Raw genomic sequence first — 18,947 nt, forward strand, 5'->3', positions numbered from 1 at the left:
TTTCACCTCTAACGTATTTCTGTAATGATTCCATCTTTCACAATAATCATTCTCTCACTAGATAGTTTATTCCAATCGTCACCAACTTTTATTTCGACAATAGATTGAATACTCTGTTCCGTTAATTCACTACCCAATGGAAGGATTTCTAGTTGCTCTATTTGAAAATCAATTAATTTTACTTTTTCCTGTCTAATATTAATTTCCTTTTCAAAATGACTTTTTAAACTTGCCGGAGGAAACTTTTTTGTTTTTTCCAGTTTCTTAAGTTCAAATCGAAGCTGATCACACTCTTTTTGAAATATTAACTTTTGCTCTTCATAGGAATGCAGTAATTTTTCTTTACTATTATCTGTCAACACTTGCTTTACAATTACGGACTGTAATATTTTCATCATTTACCCCCATATTTAGTAGGCTTTTTGATGTTCATTTATTTTGCAGAGAGTTTATAAAAAATATGAAAGAATATATTTTTAACAAGTATAGAATCTGTCCAGCGCAAGCGGCCGTTGGCGACGCGGATTCTATTTTTTGATATGGAAAAAGGGAGGCAATATTCTCCTCCCTTCTTTTGATGATTTTCTTATTCATTTCACTTGGTGTAAAATTATTTGGATTGAAAAATAAACTTATCGTTATTAACCAATTTCCAAATAAATTCTCTTATGTTGTTGTAAACCAGCACCGGCATAGACAACAGTTCGTATTGCTTTTGCAACACGGCCCTTCTTCCCAATCACTTTACCGATATCCTCCTGATGAACAGAAAGATTATACGTTATTTGACTGGGCTCCTCGACCATTTCAACCCGAACAGCATCCGGATGGTCGACTAAGGGCTTCACAATTTGAATAATCAAATCCTTCATAGTGATTCACACAATTACTTACTGTATTTTACGTTGTGGAATTTTTCCATGATGCCTTGTTTTGAGAATAAGTTGCGTACTGTATCAGATGGTTTTGCACCATTTTGTAACCATTTAAGCGCTAATTCTTCATCAATTTTCACTTCTGCTGGTTGAGCAACTGGATTGTAAGTACCAACTGTTTCGATGAAACGTCCATCACGTGGTGAACGAGAATCTGCAACTACAATACGATAGAAAGGAGATTTTTTTGCTCCCATACGTTTTAAACGAATTTTTACTGCCATTTAAAAGCACCTCCGAATAGTTTTACACAAGATAGTATAATATCAAAAAAGTAATTTGTTTGTAAAGTGTTTTTTCTTAACACTTTTTGTATATTGGTAAAAGGAACTTACACATTGCTAGCCAAATAATCAAATGACAGCATTGCCTTAGTTGCCTTATTACTATCATTCAGCTTACATAAATGGGAATTTGAAGCCTTTCTTTTTCCCTTTTTGCATACTTGTCATTTGTTTCATCATTTTTTTCATTTCTTCAAATTGCTTGAGTAGTCGGTTTACCTCTTGAACAGTTCTTCCGCTTCCTTTTGCAATCCGTTTCCTGCGACCGGAATTAATAATTTCAGGATTGATTTTTTCCGCTTTTGTCATGGATTTAATGATGGCTTCTACATGACTGATCTGCTTATCATCAATTTGAATATTATTCAATCCTTTAATTTTATTCGCTCCAGGCATCATTTTTAAAAGCTCATCCAATGGACCCATTTTTCTGACTTGGCTAAGCTGATCTAGGAAATCATCAAAGGTAAAAGAAGCAGTTCGCATTTTTTGCTCCAGTTCTTTTGCCTTTTCTTCATCAACATTTGCCTGAGCTTTTTCAATTAAAGTCAAGACATCGCCCATTCCAAGTATTCTGGAAGCCATTCTTTCAGGATGAAATGCTTCTAATGCATCTAACTTTTCCCCCATACCGACAAATTTAATCGGTTTACCGGTTACGGAGCGAATAGATAGGGCTGCACCACCACGAGTGTCACCGTCTAATTTTGTTAAGACGACTCCTGTAATACCTAATTGCTCATTAAAGCTTTCGGCAACATTTACAGCATCTTGTCCAGTCATAGCATCTACAACTAGAAAGATTTCCTCAGGACTTGCCAATTCTTTAATTTCCTTCAGCTCATTCATTAGCTCGCCATCAATATGCAGACGGCCGGCTGTATCAATTAGTACATAATCATGATGATCAGCTTTTGCTTTTTCAATCGCCTGCCTTGCAATTTCTACGGGGCTAACTTGATCGCCAAGAGAAAACACAGGCATGCTTAATTGCTTTCCTAGTGTCTCTAATTGTTTGATAGCTGCAGGTCGATAAATGTCAGCTGCTACAAGTAAAGGATTACGATTATGCTTTTTTCTTAATAAATTCGCAAGCTTACCAGTGGTGGTTGTTTTACCGGCACCTTGTAAACCAACCATCATAATTACGGTTGGAGGGCGCTTGGAAACAGCTATTTGGCTTTGTTCTCCGCCCATTAGGTTCGTTAACTCTTCCTTAACAACCTTAATTACTTGTTGACCAGGAGTTAAGCTTTTCATTACCTCTTGACCAACAGCACGTTCACTTACTTTTTTTATAAATTCTTTTACTACTTTGAAGTTTACGTCCGCCTCTAATAATGCAAGACGTACTTCACGCATCATTTCCTTTACATCGCTTTCCGAAACTTTTCCCTTGCCGCGTATTTTCTGTATCGTATTCTGCAGTCGGTCGGCTAATCCTTCAAATGCCATATATGCCGCCTCCTAATCTAATTTCTCTAGCGCATCAATAAAAGGTAATATTTTCATTGATAATTCATCTGTTCCAAGATTATCTCTTAAAGCATTTAAAATTTTCGTGCGCTCTTTGAACTTTTGGAATAATAATAGCTTCTCTTCATATTCCTCGAGCATGTTTTCAGTACGTTTGATATTATCGAAAACCGCTTGCCGGCTAACCTCAAATTCTTCGGCAATTTCACCAAGGGAAAAATCATCTAAATAGTAGAAGGACATATAGCTTCGCTGCTTTGGAGTTAACAACGATTGATAAAAATCAAACAAGTAATTCATTCTTGTCGTTTTTTCAAGCATGATTATCCTCCCCTTGTTAAGTGAAAAAGCTTTACATATGAAGAATACACAATTTCCTTGGGTTTGTCAAGATAAAACCTTTACATACAATTCAGCTAATTTATTCTGCCTCTTTTTCGATAATTGTAGAAAATAGACCATACACATATTTTTCAGGATCAAACGCTTGTAAGTCATCCATTTTTTCACCAAGACCCACAAATTTAACCGGAATATTTAATTCATTGCGGATAGCAAGAACAATACCGCCTTTTGCTGTTCCATCCAATTTCGTTAACACAATTCCGGATACATTCGTAACTTCTTTAAAAGTTTTTGCCTGGAGCAGTGCGTTTTGTCCAGTAGTTGCATCTAATACAAGCAACACTTCATGTGGTGCTCCAGGGATTTCCCTTTCAATCACACGTTTTACTTTTTCTAGCTCGTTCATTAAATTTACTTTATTTTGCAGACGTCCTGCCGTATCACATAATAATATATCTGCACTCTTTGCACGTGCAGATTGAATGGCATCAAACATTACAGCTGCAGGATCGGATCCTTCGCTATGTTTTACCACATCAACGCCTACACGGTTTCCCCAAACCTCCAGCTGATCAATTGCTCCTGCTCGAAACGTATCCCCTGCCGCTAAAATAACATTTTTTCCTTGCTGTTTATACATATGGGCAAGTTTTCCTATTGTTGTAGTCTTTCCTACTCCGTTGACACCAACAAAAAGAATAACAGTAAGACTATCTTCCTGTATGTTTATGTGACCAGTAGTTTTTTCGCCACTTTGATAAATTTCAACAAGTTTTTCGGAAATAGCCGATTGAACCTCTGTCGGATCTGAAATATTCTTTCTTTTTACCTCCATCTTTAATTCATCGATTAATTCCATCACCGTGTTAAAACCAACATCTGCTTGGATTAAGATTTCTTCAAGCTCTTCAAAAAAATCTTCATCTACTTTTCGATATCGCGCAACTAGATCATTTACCTTATTCGCGAAATTATTTCTTGTTTTGGATAAACCATCCTTAAATTTCTCTGTAACATTATCAGTAGACTTTGAAAACTTGTCCTTTAACTTTTGAAAAAAACTCAACAGACTCACTCCTTCATATTGTGAGATTATAATTAATTATTGATTTATACCCTAATCTCGTACATGTGTACGCATAAAGCAATATGAACGAGAGTCAAATATACAAGTACAAATCCCTACAAAGTATTATATATTCTAACAAATTATTCATGAATAATCATCCATATTTTCCGCTTACTTCTTCCCGTGTCGTTCTTAAAAAAAGTGCCCCGGTTATCTAATTTCGTTAGGGGCACCTTATTCTTTGTTTAAGAAATTATAAAATTTAACCCTCTGGAAAACTTTTTTGGAAAATTGTCTATGTCTAGCTTCAACTCTTATCGACTTAAGGATTTGTTCTAAACAGACATAGCAGGGCCTACAAGCTCATTGGTATCCTCTAACCGAACGGATACTAGTTTCGATACACCTGACTCTTGCATTGTAATTCCATATAAAACATCTGCTTCCTCCATCGTGCCTTTACGATGGGTAATGACGATAAATTGTGTTTCTTCGCTAAACTTTTTCAAATATTTACTAAAACGAAATACATTTGCCTCGTCTAGAGCTGCCTCAACTTCATCAAGAATACAAAATGGTACTGGGCGAACTTTTAGTATTGAGAATAATAAAGCAATTGCGGTTAAAGCTCTTTCTCCACCAGATAATAAACCAAGATTTTGCAGTTTTTTGCCTGGAGGTTGTGCCACAATATCCACACCGGTATTTAATAAATCATTCGGTTCTGTAAGCTTCAGCTCTGCACGTCCCCCACCGAAAAGGGCTTGGAATGTAGGCTCAAAATGCAGACGGATTGCTGCAAACGTTTCTTCAAATCGCCGTTTCATTTCCTCGTCCATTTCATCTATCACTTGGAATAGAGTTTCCTTTGCATCTAACAAATCTGTTTGTTGTTCTTTCAGAAATTCATAGCGCTCAGATACTCTGTCATATTCTTCGATAGCACCGATATTAACGGTACCAAGCTCTTCAATTGCAAGTTTAATCAGTTTAACCTTTTTTCTTGCATCTTCTAGTGAGATATCAAGTGGAAAGTCCTGTTTGGCAGCTTCAAAACTTAATAAATATTCTTCTCGAAGACGTGCGAGACGATTTTCTAAATCAACATCTAAACGATTTATCTTTACTTCTTCGTCTTTTAAAACCTCGACTATCCCTTTATGCTGGCGATTTAATTCTTTCAGATTTAATTCCATATCCTCCAGTTTTGTTTGGAGCTGGACTCGTTCCTCTCTTCTCATAGAGATTAAGTTCGTTGTTTCTAGCTTGTCCATCCTTTTCTTTTCGGCAGCAACAGATATTTCCTCTTCACCAGAATGATTATTGGACATTTCATTTTCAATCCAATTTAATTCATCAGTAAATTGGGTATGTTTCTTTAATGTTTCCTCATATTCACCTTGAATTCTTTCAAGATTTTCCCGGCTCGTTACAAGCTGTTCATTCTTTACTGCAAGCTTTGACTTAAGGTCACTGATTTCATTTAATACTTCATCCTTTGATGAAATATCGTTATTTTTCTTCCTTGTCAGTTCCTCGATTTCCGTTTCCAAACCCGTTATTTTTTCTGCGACACTTTTCAGCTGTTCTTCCAGCTCCTGAATTCTTGCCGTAACAGATTCTGATGTGGTTAGACTTTCCGCCTTTTCCATATCATATATCATTAACCGTTCATTCATATTTTTTTCGGCCATTTCAATTTGCCTTAGCTCTGCTTTCCATTCTTGCTCCTTAAAACGAAGTTGCTCACCATGTTTTCTCATTTCTTCTAATGAATTTTCTTCCTGTGCAACATCTTGTTTTATCGTTTTAACAAGGTTCTCAAGCTGTGACGTTTTTTCTTCCATGGAAATAAGCTTCTCTTTTAATTCCTCCAGTTCCCCTTTTCGAGAGATTAAGGAGTTGCTAGACTGTTTAAGTGTACCACCTGTCATCGACCCTCCTGGATTTACCACATCACCATCTAGTGTTACCAAGCGATATCGATACTGAAGGAGCTTTGCTATTCTGTTTGCACCTTGCAAATCCTTTGTTATCACAACATTTCCAAGTAGATTTGAGATGATAGATTGATATTTTGCATCCACCTGAATAAGCTCAGCAGCTACTCCAACAAAGGAGGGATCACCGCTAATTAGTTCCAATTGAGCAAAAGGAATGGATTTACCTTTAATAACATTCAACGGCAGAAAAGTTGCGCGCCCATATCGATTTTTCTTTAAATATTGAATGGCATTACGGCCATTCTCTTCTGTTAGCACAACAATGTGCTGCATCGCACCTCCCAGTGCTGTGTCCATTGCAGATTCATAGCCTTTAGGGACTTGAATAAGTTCAGCAACTGCTCCTTCAATTCCTCCAAGAACAGTGCCCTTTGCTTTTAGGACCTCTCTTACACCTTGGAAGAAGCCAGTATAGTCCTCTTCCATTTCTTCTAATGTTTCTTTTCTGGATTTTGCTTTTTGTAAATATTGATAAGCCTGATAAAGCGTAGACTCTTGTTTTTCATATTGATTTTTAAGATTCTCCAGCTTTTTTTGCTTATCTCGGAATTTGTGAATATGAGCATCTAATTCCTCGGCTACCTCATTAAGCTGTTTCTCTACATTCTGCTTTTCTTCCAAAATAATTTTTCGCTGTTCTATATACTTTTTATTATCCTCATCTAACTTATTCTTTTTGGAAGACTGAACCTGTAATTGCTGTCCTAAGAGATTTAGTTCGTTTTTCCCCGAAGCCTGTTCATTTAACAATTCAATATAATCGCCTTTTAATGACTCAATCACTTCATCCAAATTAATATTAAATTTGTTCAATTGGTCATTTTTTTCTTTCAAACTTGCTTTTAAAAGGGAAGCCTCTGCGACATTTCTATCATATTCTGCTTTTAGAATTTGTTTTTGTTCTTCTAATTTTTTTAATTTATCGGCAGATTCCATAATATTTCTCTGTAATTGATCTTTATTATGGTTTGCGTTTTTCTTTCTTTCCTTTAAAACTTCTTTACGTCCTTCTAATTTTTCCAATTCCTCTGTTGCAGAAACTAAAACATTTTGCAAATCACTAATCGATTCATCCAATGCAGAAAGATGATCCCGCATTTCTGCAAGTTTAGCTTCTTCTTTTTGCAGTTTTGATAGACTAGCCAATTCCTGATCCTGGTGCTGTTCCAGCTGTTTCTTTAAATGTTCCCAGTTTTCGTTTAAAGCTTCTATTTCTTTTACAGTAAGCCCAACTTCTACGTTCTTTAGTTCTTCTTTTTTTTCTAAATAATCCCTCGCTAAGGAAGCTTGAATTTTTAAAGGTTCAACTTGGTGCTCCAGCTCATGAAGGATATCATTCACCCTATTTAAATTTTCTTGTGTTTCATTAAGCTTTGTTTCAGCTTTTTTCTTGCGAGTTTTGTATTTCAGTACACCTGCAGCTTCTTCAAAAATAGTACGGCGTTCTTCTGGCTTACTGTTTAATATTTCCTCGACCTTCCCCTGACTGATAATGGAAAAGGCTTCTCTTCCCAGACCCGAATCCATGAATAGATCAACAATATCTTTTAAACGACAGCTTTGTTTATTAATATAAAATTCACTGTCGCCTGATCGGTATACTCTTCTAGTTACACTTACTTCGTTATAGTCAAGCGGTAACTGATGATCTTCATTATCTAAAGTAAGAGATACCTCAGCGAAATTTAGGGACTTTCTTGTATCGCTCCCTGCAAAGATAACGTCCTCCATCTTCCCGCCACGCAAGGACTTTGCTGATTGCTCCCCCAATACCCATCTGACAGCATCAATAATATTACTTTTTCCGCTTCCATTTGGTCCAACGACTGCTGTGACACCTTTCACAAAATCAACAGAAATTCTTTCAGCAAACGATTTAAAACCAACTATATCTAAACGTTTGAGGAACAAAAGGATCTCCCTCCCTAAGCGCTAATTCTTTTTTTACATAAATAACGTCGGAAATTTCAGCTTTGCAAATTTTTATTTAAAGTGCTGAGGGCAATTTGAGCAGCGTGCTGCTCTGCCTCTTTCTTTGATCGTCCTACACCGATTCCAAGCTCCATGTTATTCAATGAAACTCTAGAAACAAATTCTCGATTGTGAGCGGGACCTCGTTCATCGAGAACAGTATATTCTAGTACACCAGTTGAATCTTTTTGGACAAATTCTTGTAATTGGCTTTTAAAATCCATCACATGAGAAAAAGCACCCTCATTCACTTTCGGAAAAACGATTCTTTCCAAAAAGTGAATTACCGTTTCGAGCCCTTGGTCAAGATATAAAGCACCAATAAAAGCTTCAAAAACGTCTGCTAATAGGGCTGGACGAGTACGGCCGCCAGTCATTTCTTCTCCCTTTCCGAGCAAAATATATTCGCCAAAATTTAATTCATTGGCAAACGTAACGAGAGAAGGCTCACAAACAATAGCCGCCCTTAATTTCGTCAACTTTCCTTCACTTATAGTTGGATAGTGCTTATATAGGTACTGTGAAACAGTTAGTTCTAATACAGCATCTCCTAAAAATTCCAATCGTTCATTATCTTGATGGGTTTTTTTTCGGTGCTCATTCACATAGGATGAATGGGTGAATGCCTGTATTAATAGCTTTGTATTTGAAAAATGAATATTGATTCCTTCTTGAAATTGCTTGAATTTTTCTATTATTAGTGCCGCTGCAATTTTTTCTTTCTCTCTATTTGTCTTACGCATTTTGTTCTCCACCTTAAAATAAAGTAAAAAATTACATATAAAGTTTATAAAAAAAAACATTGAAGCGCAAAATGTGCCCAAGATTTTTTTAGATATTCACAAAAAAAGCTGCCGTATCCCGATAAGCAAATGCCGCCCCCAAACATTGATAAGTTGTTTAGATGCGCTATTTGATTTCGCGGTACAAGTTTTGTCTATCTTGTCTAGTTACAACCGCTATCGACTAGCGGACTTCCGGATCTCCTTCCTACGATAAGTCAACTTCGGTTCGTGAACTACCTCACCGTGTTTCCTAAATCTTGCGTCGAAGCCCCTACAGTCCGTACGTCGATGGGCAAGCCGTTTCCACTTTTCTAACAGAAAAGCCCCGTTTATAATAAACGGGACATTGTAATAATGTGAACGATTATTGCTGACTTTCTATGTACTTAACAGCGTCTCCAACTGTTGCAATTTTTTCAGCATCATCGTCAGAAATTTCCATATCAAACTCATCTTCAAGTTCCATTACAAGTTCCACAACATCTAGGGAATCTGCGCCAAGATCATCCTTGAAAGAAGCTTCTGGTTTCACTTGTGACTCTTCAACTCCAAGACGATCTACAATAATTTTCGTAACACGTTCTAAAACATCTGACATTTGGTTCACCTCCCCTCAAGACATTATAGAGGATTTTGTCCTAATAATAAAGTGAAACTTCCATTTTTAAAATGGTTAGTTGAACCAATTGGGTATTTAGGGACAGTTTTTCTCTTAATTTACCCAATTTTCTCCTTCTCTTTATACAGGATTAAACAAAACTTCTATTTTTTTCACAAACTAAAAAGGCTATTTACGTAACGTTCTGTTGCTGCGACTTTGTGATCAGCTTCCTGCAGGCAATATTACATTACCATTCCGCCGTCTACATGGAGCGTTTGACCAGTTAAATAGTTAGAATCATCTGAAGCTAGAAAAACTGCTACTTTTGCAACTTCTTTTGGCTGGCCTAAACGTGCCAATGGAATTTGTTTTAACATTTCCGCTTTCAAATCTTCTGGGAGCTTATCGGTCATATCTGTTGTAATAAAGCCAGGAGCAATAGCATTTGCGGTGATTCCCCTTGATGCAAGCTCTTTTGCAGTAGTCTTAGTTAGACCAATAACTCCAGCTTTAGCGGCAACATAATTTGCTTGTCCCGGATTTCCGCTTATTGCAACTATAGATGCAACATTAATGATTTTACCGGAACGTTGTTTCATCATTTGACGTGTAACAGCCTTTGTCGTTAAAAACACACTTTTTAAATTCGTATTAATAACATCGTCCCACTCATCATCTTTCATCCTCATTAGCAAATTATCTCTTGTAATTCCCGCATTATTCACGAGTATATCCAATTTACCGAAATGTTGGGTCGTATCCTTCACCATATTTTGAACTTCGTCACTATTTGCTACATTACATTGATAGATGATTGCATTACGACCCATTGCTTGAATTTCCTCGGCTACTTCCTTTGCTTTCGCTTCACTGCCGGCATAATTAACTACAACATCTGCCCCTTCTCTTGCAAATTCAATAGCAATTTCACGGCCAATTCCACGTGAAGACCCTGTAACTAATGCGACTTTACCTTCCAATTTCATGTATATTCTCCTCCTTCTTTTTGGCCAAAATAATTTAAGCTTTTAGTTCTTCCACTACTTGAGCACAGCTTTCCATATCTTGAATAGAGTAGACTTTTACTTCTTTGTTAATCTTTTTAATAAGACCAGATAAAACTTTCCCCTGCCCAATCTCAATAAAAGTATCTACACCAAGATCCACCATTTTTCTTACTGAATCTTCCCATTGAACAGGAGAGTATAATTGTTCTATAAGCTTCTCTTTGATATCTTCAGAATTCGTCATCGGTTCAGCCGTAACATTAGCAATAACGGGAATCTGTGCATCTACAATATTTATTTCCTGCAGAACTTGTTTAAATTTTTCAGCAGCAGGCTTCATTAGTTGAGAATGAAAAGGACCGCTCACTTGTAATGGAAGTGCACGTTTCGCTCCCTTTTCCTTTGCAAGTGCGGATGCTTCCTCAACACCTTTGACAGTACCAGAGATAACAATTTGCCCTGGACAATTAAGATTCGCTAATTGCACCGAGTTTCCGTTTGACGTAACTTCCTCTGTCACCTCTTTTAATACATCTCGATCTAAGCCTAATACAGCAGCCATCGTTCCTTCCCCATTTGGAACTGCTTCTTCCATATACTCTCCGCGCTTATGTACTGCATATACCGCATCTTCGAAGTTAATTGCACCAGAAGCCACTAATGCAGTATATTCTCCTAAGCTATGTCCAGCAGTGTAATCAGGTTGTATGCCAGATGCTTGAAGACATTGCATAATAGCTATACTTGTTGTTAGCAACGCAGGCTGTGCATTTGTTGTTAAAGTAAGTGTTTCAATTGGGCCGTTAAAAATTATATCGGAAAGTGAATAACCTAAACGACTGTCAGCTTGTTCAAATATTTTTTTTGCATTGGAATTTGCCTCAGCTACAGATTGTCCCATCCCAACCGCTTGGGAACCTTGACCTGGAAATACGTAAGCAATCTTTTTCATTTTTCAATTCTCCTTAAAAAGTTCTTAATTAATGGCATCTTTAATCGTTTTTGTAACATCATGCTGCACCATTTCACGCGCTTGGCGAACTGCATTATATAATGCATTTGCATTAGATGAACCATGTGCTTTGATGACAGGAGCTTTGATTCCGAATAACCCGGCTCCTCCATACTCCGAATAATCCATCATATTTTTCAGCTCAAGCAAATCTGATTTTACCAAAAGGGCTGCAATTTTGCTTTTGAAACTGCTTGTTAGAGTCTTCTTTAATAATGAAAAGACGGAAGAGGCAGTACCTTCAATGGATTTCAAAACCATATTGCCTGTGAAACCATCTGTTACCACAACATCTGCCGGACCATTTAGCAAATCACGAGATTCAATGTTTCCAACAAAATTTATATCAACCTCTTTTAATAATTCAAAGGCTTTTTTTGTTAGTTCATTACCCTTCTTTTCTTCCGTTCCAATATTGAGAAGGCCAACTCTTGGATTATTTATTCCCCGTACTTTATTTGCATAAATAGAACCCATAATAGCATATTGGACAAGATGTTCCGGTTTCGCCTCAGCATTTGCTCCAAGGTCTAACATTACAAAACCTTTCCCATCAATAGTAGGTAGGGTTGGAGCAAGCGCAGGGCGTTCAATCCCTTCGATTCTTCCCACAATAAAAAGACCGGAAGCCATTAATGCGCCGGTATTCCCAGCGGAAATGCAAGCATCTGCCTCACCATTTGCAACTGCTTGGGCCATTAATACCATAGATGCATTCTTTTTTCTTCTTACTGCCTTAACGGGTTCATCTGAACCTGTTATGACCTCATCTGTATGTATAACTTGTACTCTAGGGTCTGCCTGTAAATATTGATTTATTTGTGATTCAACCCCATATAAAAGGATTTCAACATCCTTAAATTCCTGGATTGCTTTATTAACACCCAAAACAATTTCCTTTGGGGCATGATCTCCACCCATAGCATCTATTGCAATTTTCATCTTATTTTCATCCTTTTTAATTCAATTTCACCTGCGAATCATCACTTTTACTGTTTCGATACATTTCAAAATCACCCGTAAATACGAGCCTATTTCCTACATAACTATTCACATCAACAATAGTTCTATCGCCGACTTTAGGTTCGCGAACCTTTGCCTTCGCTATGACTCTCTCCCCCTCTTTGACAGAATGGGTAAAATGAATGTTCGCTTTGCTAGTTAAGGCTAATTCATCATTAATCACTGCGACCGCTAAAGAATTAGCCTGGGCGAATAGATGGTGTCCCCGTGCAATTGAATTCCGTTTAAAGACATGTTCCTTCCGAACATCAAATATTGAAATCGCACTTCTATCCAATTCAATATCAATGATTTCTCCTATTACTTCATCAATCGGCAGAGCCTTTACTTCATCGCCAAATTGTTTTTCCGCTACATTTTTTATTCTTTCCCGAAGCTCCGGAATCGATAATTCTAAACGATCAAGACGAATGGTTTGTACACTAACGCTGAATTTTTCTGAAAGCTCTTCATCTGTAATGAATGGGTTTTCTTTTATTGTTTTTAATAATTGTTTTTGTCTATCTTTTTTCACCATTCTCATTTTTAACACCACACGATATTAGGACTTGGTACTAATAGTAGTATATAAAAAGGGGGAGAAGAATGCAAGATTCACCTAATCTTTCTCCCTGCTAATCTAGTTTTTCCCCATCCATTATTCCTGCGTGTTCTAAAAATGCCTTTAGGCTTAGATATTCTGGATTAGTCCAGAAATCATCCAAATGAATTAATTCCATAGCATCTTTTCTAGCAGTTTCTAATGTTCGATAATCATGAACCATATCTGCCACTTTAAACTCCGGTAAGCCGCTTTGCTTCTTCCCAAAGAAATCACCTGGTCCTCTTAGCTCCAAATCCTTTTCACTTAATACAAAACCATCATTCGTTTCCGTCATGATTTTCATTCTTTCTTTTCCTACCTCTGTCTTTGGATCTGCTAATAAAACGCAAAATGATTGTGCACTTCCTCTCCCTACACGACCACGCAGCTGATGAAGCTGTGATAATCCGAATCTTTCGGCATCATAAATGACCATTATAGTTGCATTCGGAACGTTTACGCCAACCTCTACTACCGTTGTAGAAACAAGAATTTGAACCTCATTCTTGCTAAATAAATTCATTACCTCATCTTTTTCCTGTGCAGGGAGCCTCCCATGCATAAGGCCAACTCGATATTTATTACTGTAGTAGTTGGAAAGCATATCATATACATCAATCGCATTTTGAACATCTAACTTATCGGATTCTTCAATGAGGGGGCAAATAATATATGCTTGTCTGCCTTGTGATAATTCCTTTTCAACAAATCCTAGTACCCGTTCTAAAACTTCATGCTTTACCCAATACGTTTCAATCGTTTTCCTGCCTGCGGGCATCTCATCGATGGTCGAAACATCCATTTCACCAAACGCCGTAATTGCCAAAGTTCGCGGTATAGGCGTTGCTGTCATGAAAAGAACATCAGGTGTTTCCCCTTTTTCTCTTAATATTCTTCTTTGTTCCACACCAAAGCGATGTTGTTCGTCAGTAATAACTAGACCGAGTTTGTGAAAGAAAACATCCTGCTGAATCAATGCATGTGTTCCTATTAAGATATCGATTTCCCCATCTTTTAATCTTTCCAACAGCTCATTTCTTTTCTTTCCTTTTACGGAGCTTGTTAATAATGCAAGTCTTACCCCCATCGGCTCTAGTAATTGAAATAAGGAATCAGCATGCTGTTCGGCTAATATTTCTGTAGGCACCATTAAAGCCCCTTGGTATCCGGCGGTAACACTCGCATACAGAGCTATAGCAGCCACTGCCGTTTTCCCTGAACCTACATCACCTTGCAAGAGCCGATTCATCCTAATAGGCGATTTCAGATCTGCACAAATTTCATTTACAACCCTTTTTTGTGCATTTGTTAACGGAAATGGCAAAGAAGAAATAAATTCTTTTAGCTTTGTTAAATCATATTGGTGAGAAACTCCACCGGAATTTTCTCTTTCAAACTTACGCAACGCCTGCATTTTTAGTTGGAAAAATAAAAATTCCTCATAGACTATTCTTCTCCTTGCCTGTTTCACATCTGCCTGTGATTTAGGGAAATGTAAAGAAAAGATAGCTTCTTTCCTATCTAGAAGTTTATATTTCTCTCTCAGAAATGCAGGAATATTTTCTTTTATTTCATTGCTATAATCTTGATAGGCTTGTTTGATGAATTTTCTCAATTGTTTTACAGACAATTTTCCTCTGATAGAATATACAGGTTCAAATTCTGTTGTCATTTGATATGGACCAATTTTCATTTCCCCGGCCGTAATTGTTTGGCGATGCTGATCCCATTTTCCTGTAACGGTAATTGTATCTTGAATATTTATTTTCTTTTTTAAATAGGGCTGATTAAAAAAGATAACCTTGATTAAATATCTTCCTACTAATAAATGAACAGTTAATCTGGAACGTTTTCGATTATAAAAGACAAGAGAAGGCTCACTATGAACCTTCCCCTCTACCGTTATTCTTTCCTCGTGTTTTACTTCTTGTAAATCTCTTAAACGATAGTCGTCATATCGATAAGGGAAGTGCTCAAGTAAATCCCCAACAGTAAATATCCCCATTACTGCTAAGTTACTTTCCGCATCCTCTCCTACTCCTTTTATCATTGATACGGAATCTTGCAATGATTTATTCATCAGACACAAGCGGCATCCCAAAAATTTTTGCTTCCAGTCTACGGCCAGTTGGTGTATCCGCTAATCCTCCTTCAGCCGTTTCCTTTAACGCCGTTGGCATTCTTTGCCCTATTTTAAACATTGCATCAATTACTTCATCACAAGGTATTCTACTTGTTACACCAGCCAATGCCATATCTGCTGCAACCATTGCATTTGCAGCACCCATGGCATTTCGTTTAATACATGGTACTTCAACCAGCCCTGCAACCGGATCACAAACTAGTCCTAACATATTTTTTAAAGTGATTGCCATCGCATGTGCACTTTGCGATGGAGTGCCACCAGCCATTTCTACTATAGCGGCAGCCGCCATTCCAGCAGCAGAACCAACCTCAGCTTGACAACCACCTGCTGCACCAGAGATGAAAGCATTATTTGCTACAACAAAACCAAATGCACCAGATGTAAACAAGAAATGGACCATTTGCTCCCTAGTCGGATTAAGTTTGTTTTTCACAGCAAATAATGTACCCGGTACAACCCCTGCAGACCCAGCAGTAGGGGTAGCACAGATAGTTCCCATTGCGGCATTTACTTCATTTGTTGCTACCGCTTTACTGACAGCATCAAGAATTGTTTCACCGGATAAGAAATTACCTTTTTCAATATATTTTTGGAGCAAAACAGCATCTCCGCCGGTTAATCCGGAATGTGAAGTTACTCCACGAATACCGCGTTCAATTGCTTCTTCCATTACTTGTAAGCTTTTATCCATTTGAGAATATATTTCTTCACGTGTTCTTCCCGTAACATCCATTTCTTGTTCAATCATAATTTCGGATATTTTTTTATTTTGGGATTCAGCTAACTCAACTAATTCTGCTACATTTCGAAACATGGGAGAACCCCCTTATAATCATTTTCGCAAACGCTACCATAATCTCTCTTCAATTAAACTAGCAGTTTATTCTACAATTCTTGTTACTTGTGTAACAATTGGTAACGCTTGAATTTCATCTATTATATCTTGACCAATATTTTGATCTACTTCAATGGTCATTAAAGCCATTTTCCCTTTCTCTTTTCTTGAAACGTCCATATGACCAATATTAATTTCATATTTAGAAAGGATGTTCGCAACAGCAGCAATTGCCCCAAAGCGATCATTGTGTACAACTAAAATGGCAGGATGGTGTCCGGACAGCTTTAATTGAAAACCATTTAATTCAGTGATTTCTATTTTACCGCCGCCAATTGAAATTCCGACAAGCTCTAATTCGCTCTCTTCATCGCCAATTTGGATTTTAGCTGTATTGGGATGATCTGGGACTTCTTCTGATTCGATAAATTCAATCGAAATTTGTCTTTCTTTCGCAATATCCATTGCTGAAATAATCCGTTCATCGAATGTATCAAAATCCAATAATCCGCCAATAATGGCGACATCTGTTCCATGGCCTTTATATGTTTTTGCGAATGATCCATAAAAATATATTTTTGCCCATTTTGGCTCTCTGCCAAATAGTGTACGAGCAACTCTACCTATTCTTGCTGCACCTGCAGTGTGCGAACTGGAAGGTCCAATCATGACAGGACCTATTATATCAAAAACACTTTTGTACTTCATCAACATTACTCCCCTCATATAAGGAAGACCTATTTCTTCTTTATTCTATGCATTTTTTGTTTAAAGGATATTAAGGTTACACCTCTATTTAACCACTTACTCTACTGCAAAGATATATGAATATATTGGTTGTTTTCCATTATGAACCTCTACTTCTATATCCCCATAATTTTCATGGACGAATTCAACAAGCTTGTTAAGCTGCTCATTCTGAACATCTTCCCCGTACAAAATGGTAAGAATTTCGGCATCTTCATCCAGCATTTTTTGCAATAGCCCTTTTGCTGCCAAAATTACATCTTGATTGTTCTCGACAATTTTCCCATCAAGAATTCCCATAAAATCATTTTTATTGATGGTTATGCCATCTATATTGGTATCACGAACAGCGTAAGTAATTTGACCTGACTTTACATGCTGCAGCGCTTGATTCATCGACTTTATATTTTCCTCCATAGACATGGATGGATTAAAAGCTAATAACGCAGTCATACCTTGTGGCACGGTTTTAGAAGGGATGACAATCACTTCTTCATCTGCTACCTCAGCTGCCTGTTCTGCAGCCATAATAATGTTTTTATTATTTGGAAGAATAAACACTTTGCTTGCATTAGCCGCTTTAATCGATTTTAACAAATCCTCTGTACTTGGATTCATTGTTTGTCCGCCTTCAATTACAGTGGAGGCGCCAATGCTTTTAAATAGTTCAGCTATTCCTTCTCCCATTGATACGGTCACAATGCCGAATTCCTTCTTTTCCTCAGGAGGTAGGTCAGTGTTTAAAGTGTTGTGTGTTTTTTCGACAATGGAACTATGCTGTTCCCGCATATTCTCTATTTTAATTTTAATTAAGCTACCGTATTTTTGACCATAGGAAAGGACCTCTCCTGGTGTTTCCGAGTGTACATGAACCTTTACAAGCTCATCATCGGAAATAACCAATAAAGAATCTCCATAATGGCTTAAATCATTGCGGAATTGCTCTTCTGAAAATGGATGTTTTCGAAGTTTTTCCTTGTCTAATTTCACCATTATTTCTGTACAATATCCAAACTTAATATCTTCCGTGTTCATGAATCCTTGCACACTTTTGTGATGTTCTGCACTTACTAATTCCGTCATGGAAGGTACTTCAGGAGCTGAATTAACAGGTTCTCCTTTTAATTCTGCGAGAAATCCTTCATACACACAGACAAGACCCTGCCCACCGCTGTCAACAACTCCAACTTCCTTTAAAACAGGCAAAAGTTCCGGTGTACGATTTAAAGAGGCTTTTGCCTCTTTCACCGTTTCCTCCATGACTAAAATTAAATCGTTATGTTTCTTTGCTGTTTGTAAAGCTTGTTTTGCGGCATCTTTGGCTACCGTTAATATTGTCCCTTCTACCGGTTTCATTACCGCTTTATATGCCGAGTCCACCCCAGCTTCTAGAGCAGCAGCAAATTCTAAGCTTGTGATGGTCTCTTTTGATTCAATGAACTTTCCAAAACCGCGAAATAGCTGTGACAATATTACACCTGAATTCCCGCGCGCCCCCATAAGTAAACCTTTCGCAAAGGCAGATGCCACATGTCCAATATGGTCTTGTACATTTTTTTGCACCTCTTTGGCGCCAGATGTCATGGATAAATTCATATTTGTTCCAGTATCACCGTCAGGAACCGGAAAAACGTTCAATGCATCCACCCTAATCGCATTTGCGGATAAGTTATTGGCTCCACTTATGATCATTTCTGCAAAACGTTTCCCATCCAATGATGTCATTAACACTAATAGTATCCTCCCTTATTACGGGTTTGTCACCCGAACTCCTTGAACAAAAATATTAATTGAATGAACGGACAAGCCGATTGTCTTATCCAAAATATATTTAACCTTTGATTGTACATTATGAGCAATTTCGGAAATTTTCGTTCCATATCCTACTATTATGTACATATCAATATGTACTTCATCATTTTCCTGGCGAACAATAACACCGCGAGAGAAATTGTCCTTGCGTAAAATGTCTGTAATACCATCTTTGATTTGATTCTTTGAGGCCATACCAACAATGCCATAACAATCCACCGCCGCACCGCCTGCAATTGTTGCAATTACATCATTTGAAATATCAATTTGACCGTAAACCGTTTTCATTTCAATGGACATTATTCGTTCCCCC

General features: G+C 37.4%; 18 protein-coding genes. All 18 read right to left on the minus strand.

From position 1 onward, the window contains the following. Positions 1-8 precede the first annotated feature (8 nt). Positions 9-395, minus strand: coding sequence for a YlqD family protein (locus tag NSQ59_RS16775; RefSeq protein WP_055740437.1), 387 nt, complete (start codon positions 393-395; stop codon positions 9-11). Between the two features lie 246 nt (positions 396-641). Further along, the gene (locus NSQ59_RS16780) at positions 642-872 is read right to left on the minus strand and encodes a KH domain-containing protein (protein ID WP_055740438.1); all 231 of its coding nucleotides are present in this window, start codon (positions 870-872) and stop codon (positions 642-644) included. Positions 873-886: 14 nt separating this feature from the next. Continuing rightward, on the minus strand, positions 887-1,159 hold the full coding sequence (rpsP, locus tag NSQ59_RS16785; RefSeq protein WP_055740439.1) for a 30S ribosomal protein S16: 273 nt from the start codon (positions 1,157-1,159) through the stop codon (positions 887-889). A 174-nt stretch (positions 1,160-1,333) separates the two neighbouring features. Then, a complete protein-coding gene (ffh, locus tag NSQ59_RS16790; protein ID WP_055740440.1) occupies positions 1,334-2,674 on the minus strand; it encodes a signal recognition particle protein in 1,341 nt (446 codons plus the stop codon). A 12-nt stretch (positions 2,675-2,686) separates the two neighbouring features. Then, positions 2,687-3,019 carry a putative DNA-binding protein gene (locus NSQ59_RS16795; RefSeq protein WP_437177117.1) on the minus strand — a complete coding sequence of 111 codons (333 nt, stop codon included), beginning with the start codon at positions 3,017-3,019 and terminating at the stop codon, positions 2,687-2,689. 97 nt (positions 3,020-3,116) lie between these two features. Continuing rightward, positions 3,117-4,106 carry a signal recognition particle-docking protein FtsY gene (gene ftsY / locus NSQ59_RS16800; protein WP_055740442.1) on the minus strand — a complete coding sequence of 330 codons (990 nt, stop codon included), beginning with the start codon at positions 4,104-4,106 and terminating at the stop codon, positions 3,117-3,119. Between the two features lie 338 nt (positions 4,107-4,444). Further along, a complete protein-coding gene (smc, locus tag NSQ59_RS16805; RefSeq protein ID WP_055740443.1) occupies positions 4,445-8,023 on the minus strand; it encodes a chromosome segregation protein SMC in 3,579 nt (1,192 codons plus the stop codon). Between the two features lie 56 nt (positions 8,024-8,079). Next, positions 8,080-8,826 carry a ribonuclease III gene (gene rnc / locus NSQ59_RS16810; RefSeq protein WP_340832342.1) on the minus strand — a complete coding sequence of 249 codons (747 nt, stop codon included), beginning with the start codon at positions 8,824-8,826 and terminating at the stop codon, positions 8,080-8,082. 406 nt (positions 8,827-9,232) lie between these two features. After that, positions 9,233-9,466, minus strand: coding sequence for an acyl carrier protein (locus NSQ59_RS16815; RefSeq protein WP_055740445.1), 234 nt, complete (start codon positions 9,464-9,466; stop codon positions 9,233-9,235). 245 nt (positions 9,467-9,711) lie between these two features. Beyond that, the gene (gene fabG / locus NSQ59_RS16820) at positions 9,712-10,455 is read right to left on the minus strand and encodes a 3-oxoacyl-[acyl-carrier-protein] reductase (protein WP_340832343.1); all 744 of its coding nucleotides are present in this window, start codon (positions 10,453-10,455) and stop codon (positions 9,712-9,714) included. 34 nt (positions 10,456-10,489) lie between these two features. Then, positions 10,490-11,428: an ACP S-malonyltransferase gene (gene fabD, locus NSQ59_RS16825; protein WP_055740447.1), complete on the minus strand. Its 939-nt coding sequence runs from the start codon at positions 11,426-11,428 to the stop codon at positions 10,490-10,492. A 24-nt stretch (positions 11,429-11,452) separates the two neighbouring features. Further along, complete coding sequence (gene plsX / locus NSQ59_RS16830; protein ID WP_340832344.1) at positions 11,453-12,430, minus strand: phosphate acyltransferase PlsX; 978 nt, start codon at positions 12,428-12,430, stop codon at positions 11,453-11,455. Between the two features lie 16 nt (positions 12,431-12,446). Continuing rightward, on the minus strand, positions 12,447-13,034 hold the full coding sequence (gene fapR / locus NSQ59_RS16835) for a transcription factor FapR (RefSeq protein ID WP_055740449.1): 588 nt from the start codon (positions 13,032-13,034) through the stop codon (positions 12,447-12,449). 91 nt (positions 13,035-13,125) lie between these two features. Further along, a complete protein-coding gene (recG, locus tag NSQ59_RS16840) occupies positions 13,126-15,174 on the minus strand; it encodes an ATP-dependent DNA helicase RecG (RefSeq protein ID WP_126646913.1) in 2,049 nt (682 codons plus the stop codon). After that, positions 15,167-16,054: an L-serine ammonia-lyase, iron-sulfur-dependent, subunit alpha gene (gene sdaAA, locus NSQ59_RS16845; RefSeq protein ID WP_055740451.1), complete on the minus strand. Its 888-nt coding sequence runs from the start codon at positions 16,052-16,054 to the stop codon at positions 15,167-15,169. Before sdaAA ends, recG begins: the two co-directional genes overlap by 8 nt. 66 nt (positions 16,055-16,120) lie before the next feature. Then, complete coding sequence (gene sdaAB / locus NSQ59_RS16850; RefSeq protein WP_055740452.1) at positions 16,121-16,783, minus strand: L-serine ammonia-lyase, iron-sulfur-dependent subunit beta; 663 nt, start codon at positions 16,781-16,783, stop codon at positions 16,121-16,123. A 96-nt stretch (positions 16,784-16,879) separates the two neighbouring features. Further along, a complete protein-coding gene (locus tag NSQ59_RS16855; protein WP_340832346.1) occupies positions 16,880-18,553 on the minus strand; it encodes a DAK2 domain-containing protein in 1,674 nt (557 codons plus the stop codon). An 18-nt stretch (positions 18,554-18,571) separates the two neighbouring features. Further along, positions 18,572-18,934: an Asp23/Gls24 family envelope stress response protein gene (locus NSQ59_RS16860; protein WP_055740454.1), complete on the minus strand. Its 363-nt coding sequence runs from the start codon at positions 18,932-18,934 to the stop codon at positions 18,572-18,574. Positions 18,935-18,947: the final 13 nt, after the last annotated feature.

Origin of the sequence: Margalitia sp. FSL K6-0131, assembly GCF_038008735.1 — a bacterium.
GTDB classification, from domain to species: domain Bacteria; phylum Bacillota; class Bacilli; order Bacillales; family Bacillaceae_C; genus Margalitia; species Margalitia shackletonii.

Bases quoted from the DNA above. Each gene is read 5' to 3' on its own strand.
- NSQ59_RS16815 (WP_055740445.1), bottom strand. From the start codon at position 9,466: ATGTCAGATGTTTTAGAACGTGTTACGAAAATTATTGTAGATCGTCTT.
- fabD (WP_055740447.1), bottom strand. From the start codon at position 11,428: ATGAAAAAGATTGCTTACGTATTTCCAGGTCAAGGTTCCCAAGCGGTT.
- fapR (WP_055740449.1), bottom strand. From the start codon at position 13,034: ATGAGAATGGTGAAAAAAGATAGACAAAAACAATTATTAAAAACAATA.
- rpsP (WP_055740439.1), bottom strand. From the start codon at position 1,159: ATGGCAGTAAAAATTCGTTTAAAACGTATGGGAGCAAAAAAATCTCCT.
- sdaAA (WP_055740451.1), bottom strand. From the start codon at position 16,054: ATGTTTCGAAATGTAGCAGAATTAGTTGAGTTAGCTGAATCCCAAAAT.
- NSQ59_RS16775 (WP_055740437.1), bottom strand. From the start codon at position 395: ATGAAAATATTACAGTCCGTAATTGTAAAGCAAGTGTTGACAGATAAT.
- NSQ59_RS16860 (WP_055740454.1), bottom strand. From the start codon at position 18,934: ATGTCCATTGAAATGAAAACGGTTTACGGTCAAATTGATATTTCAAAT.
- recG (WP_126646913.1), bottom strand. From the start codon at position 15,174: ATGAATAAATCATTGCAAGATTCCGTATCAATGATAAAAGGAGTAGGA.
- ffh (WP_055740440.1), bottom strand. From the start codon at position 2,674: ATGGCATTTGAAGGATTAGCCGACCGACTGCAGAATACGATACAGAAA.
- NSQ59_RS16780 (WP_055740438.1), bottom strand. From the start codon at position 872: ATGAAGGATTTGATTATTCAAATTGTGAAGCCCTTAGTCGACCATCCG.
- plsX (WP_340832344.1), bottom strand. From the start codon at position 12,430: ATGAAAATTGCAATAGATGCTATGGGTGGAGATCATGCCCCAAAGGAA.
- sdaAB (WP_055740452.1), bottom strand. From the start codon at position 16,783: ATGAAGTACAAAAGTGTTTTTGATATAATAGGTCCTGTCATGATTGGA.
- fabG (WP_340832343.1), bottom strand. From the start codon at position 10,455: ATGAAATTGGAAGGTAAAGTCGCATTAGTTACAGGGTCTTCACGTGGA.
- rnc (WP_340832342.1), bottom strand. From the start codon at position 8,826: ATGCGTAAGACAAATAGAGAGAAAGAAAAAATTGCAGCGGCACTAATA.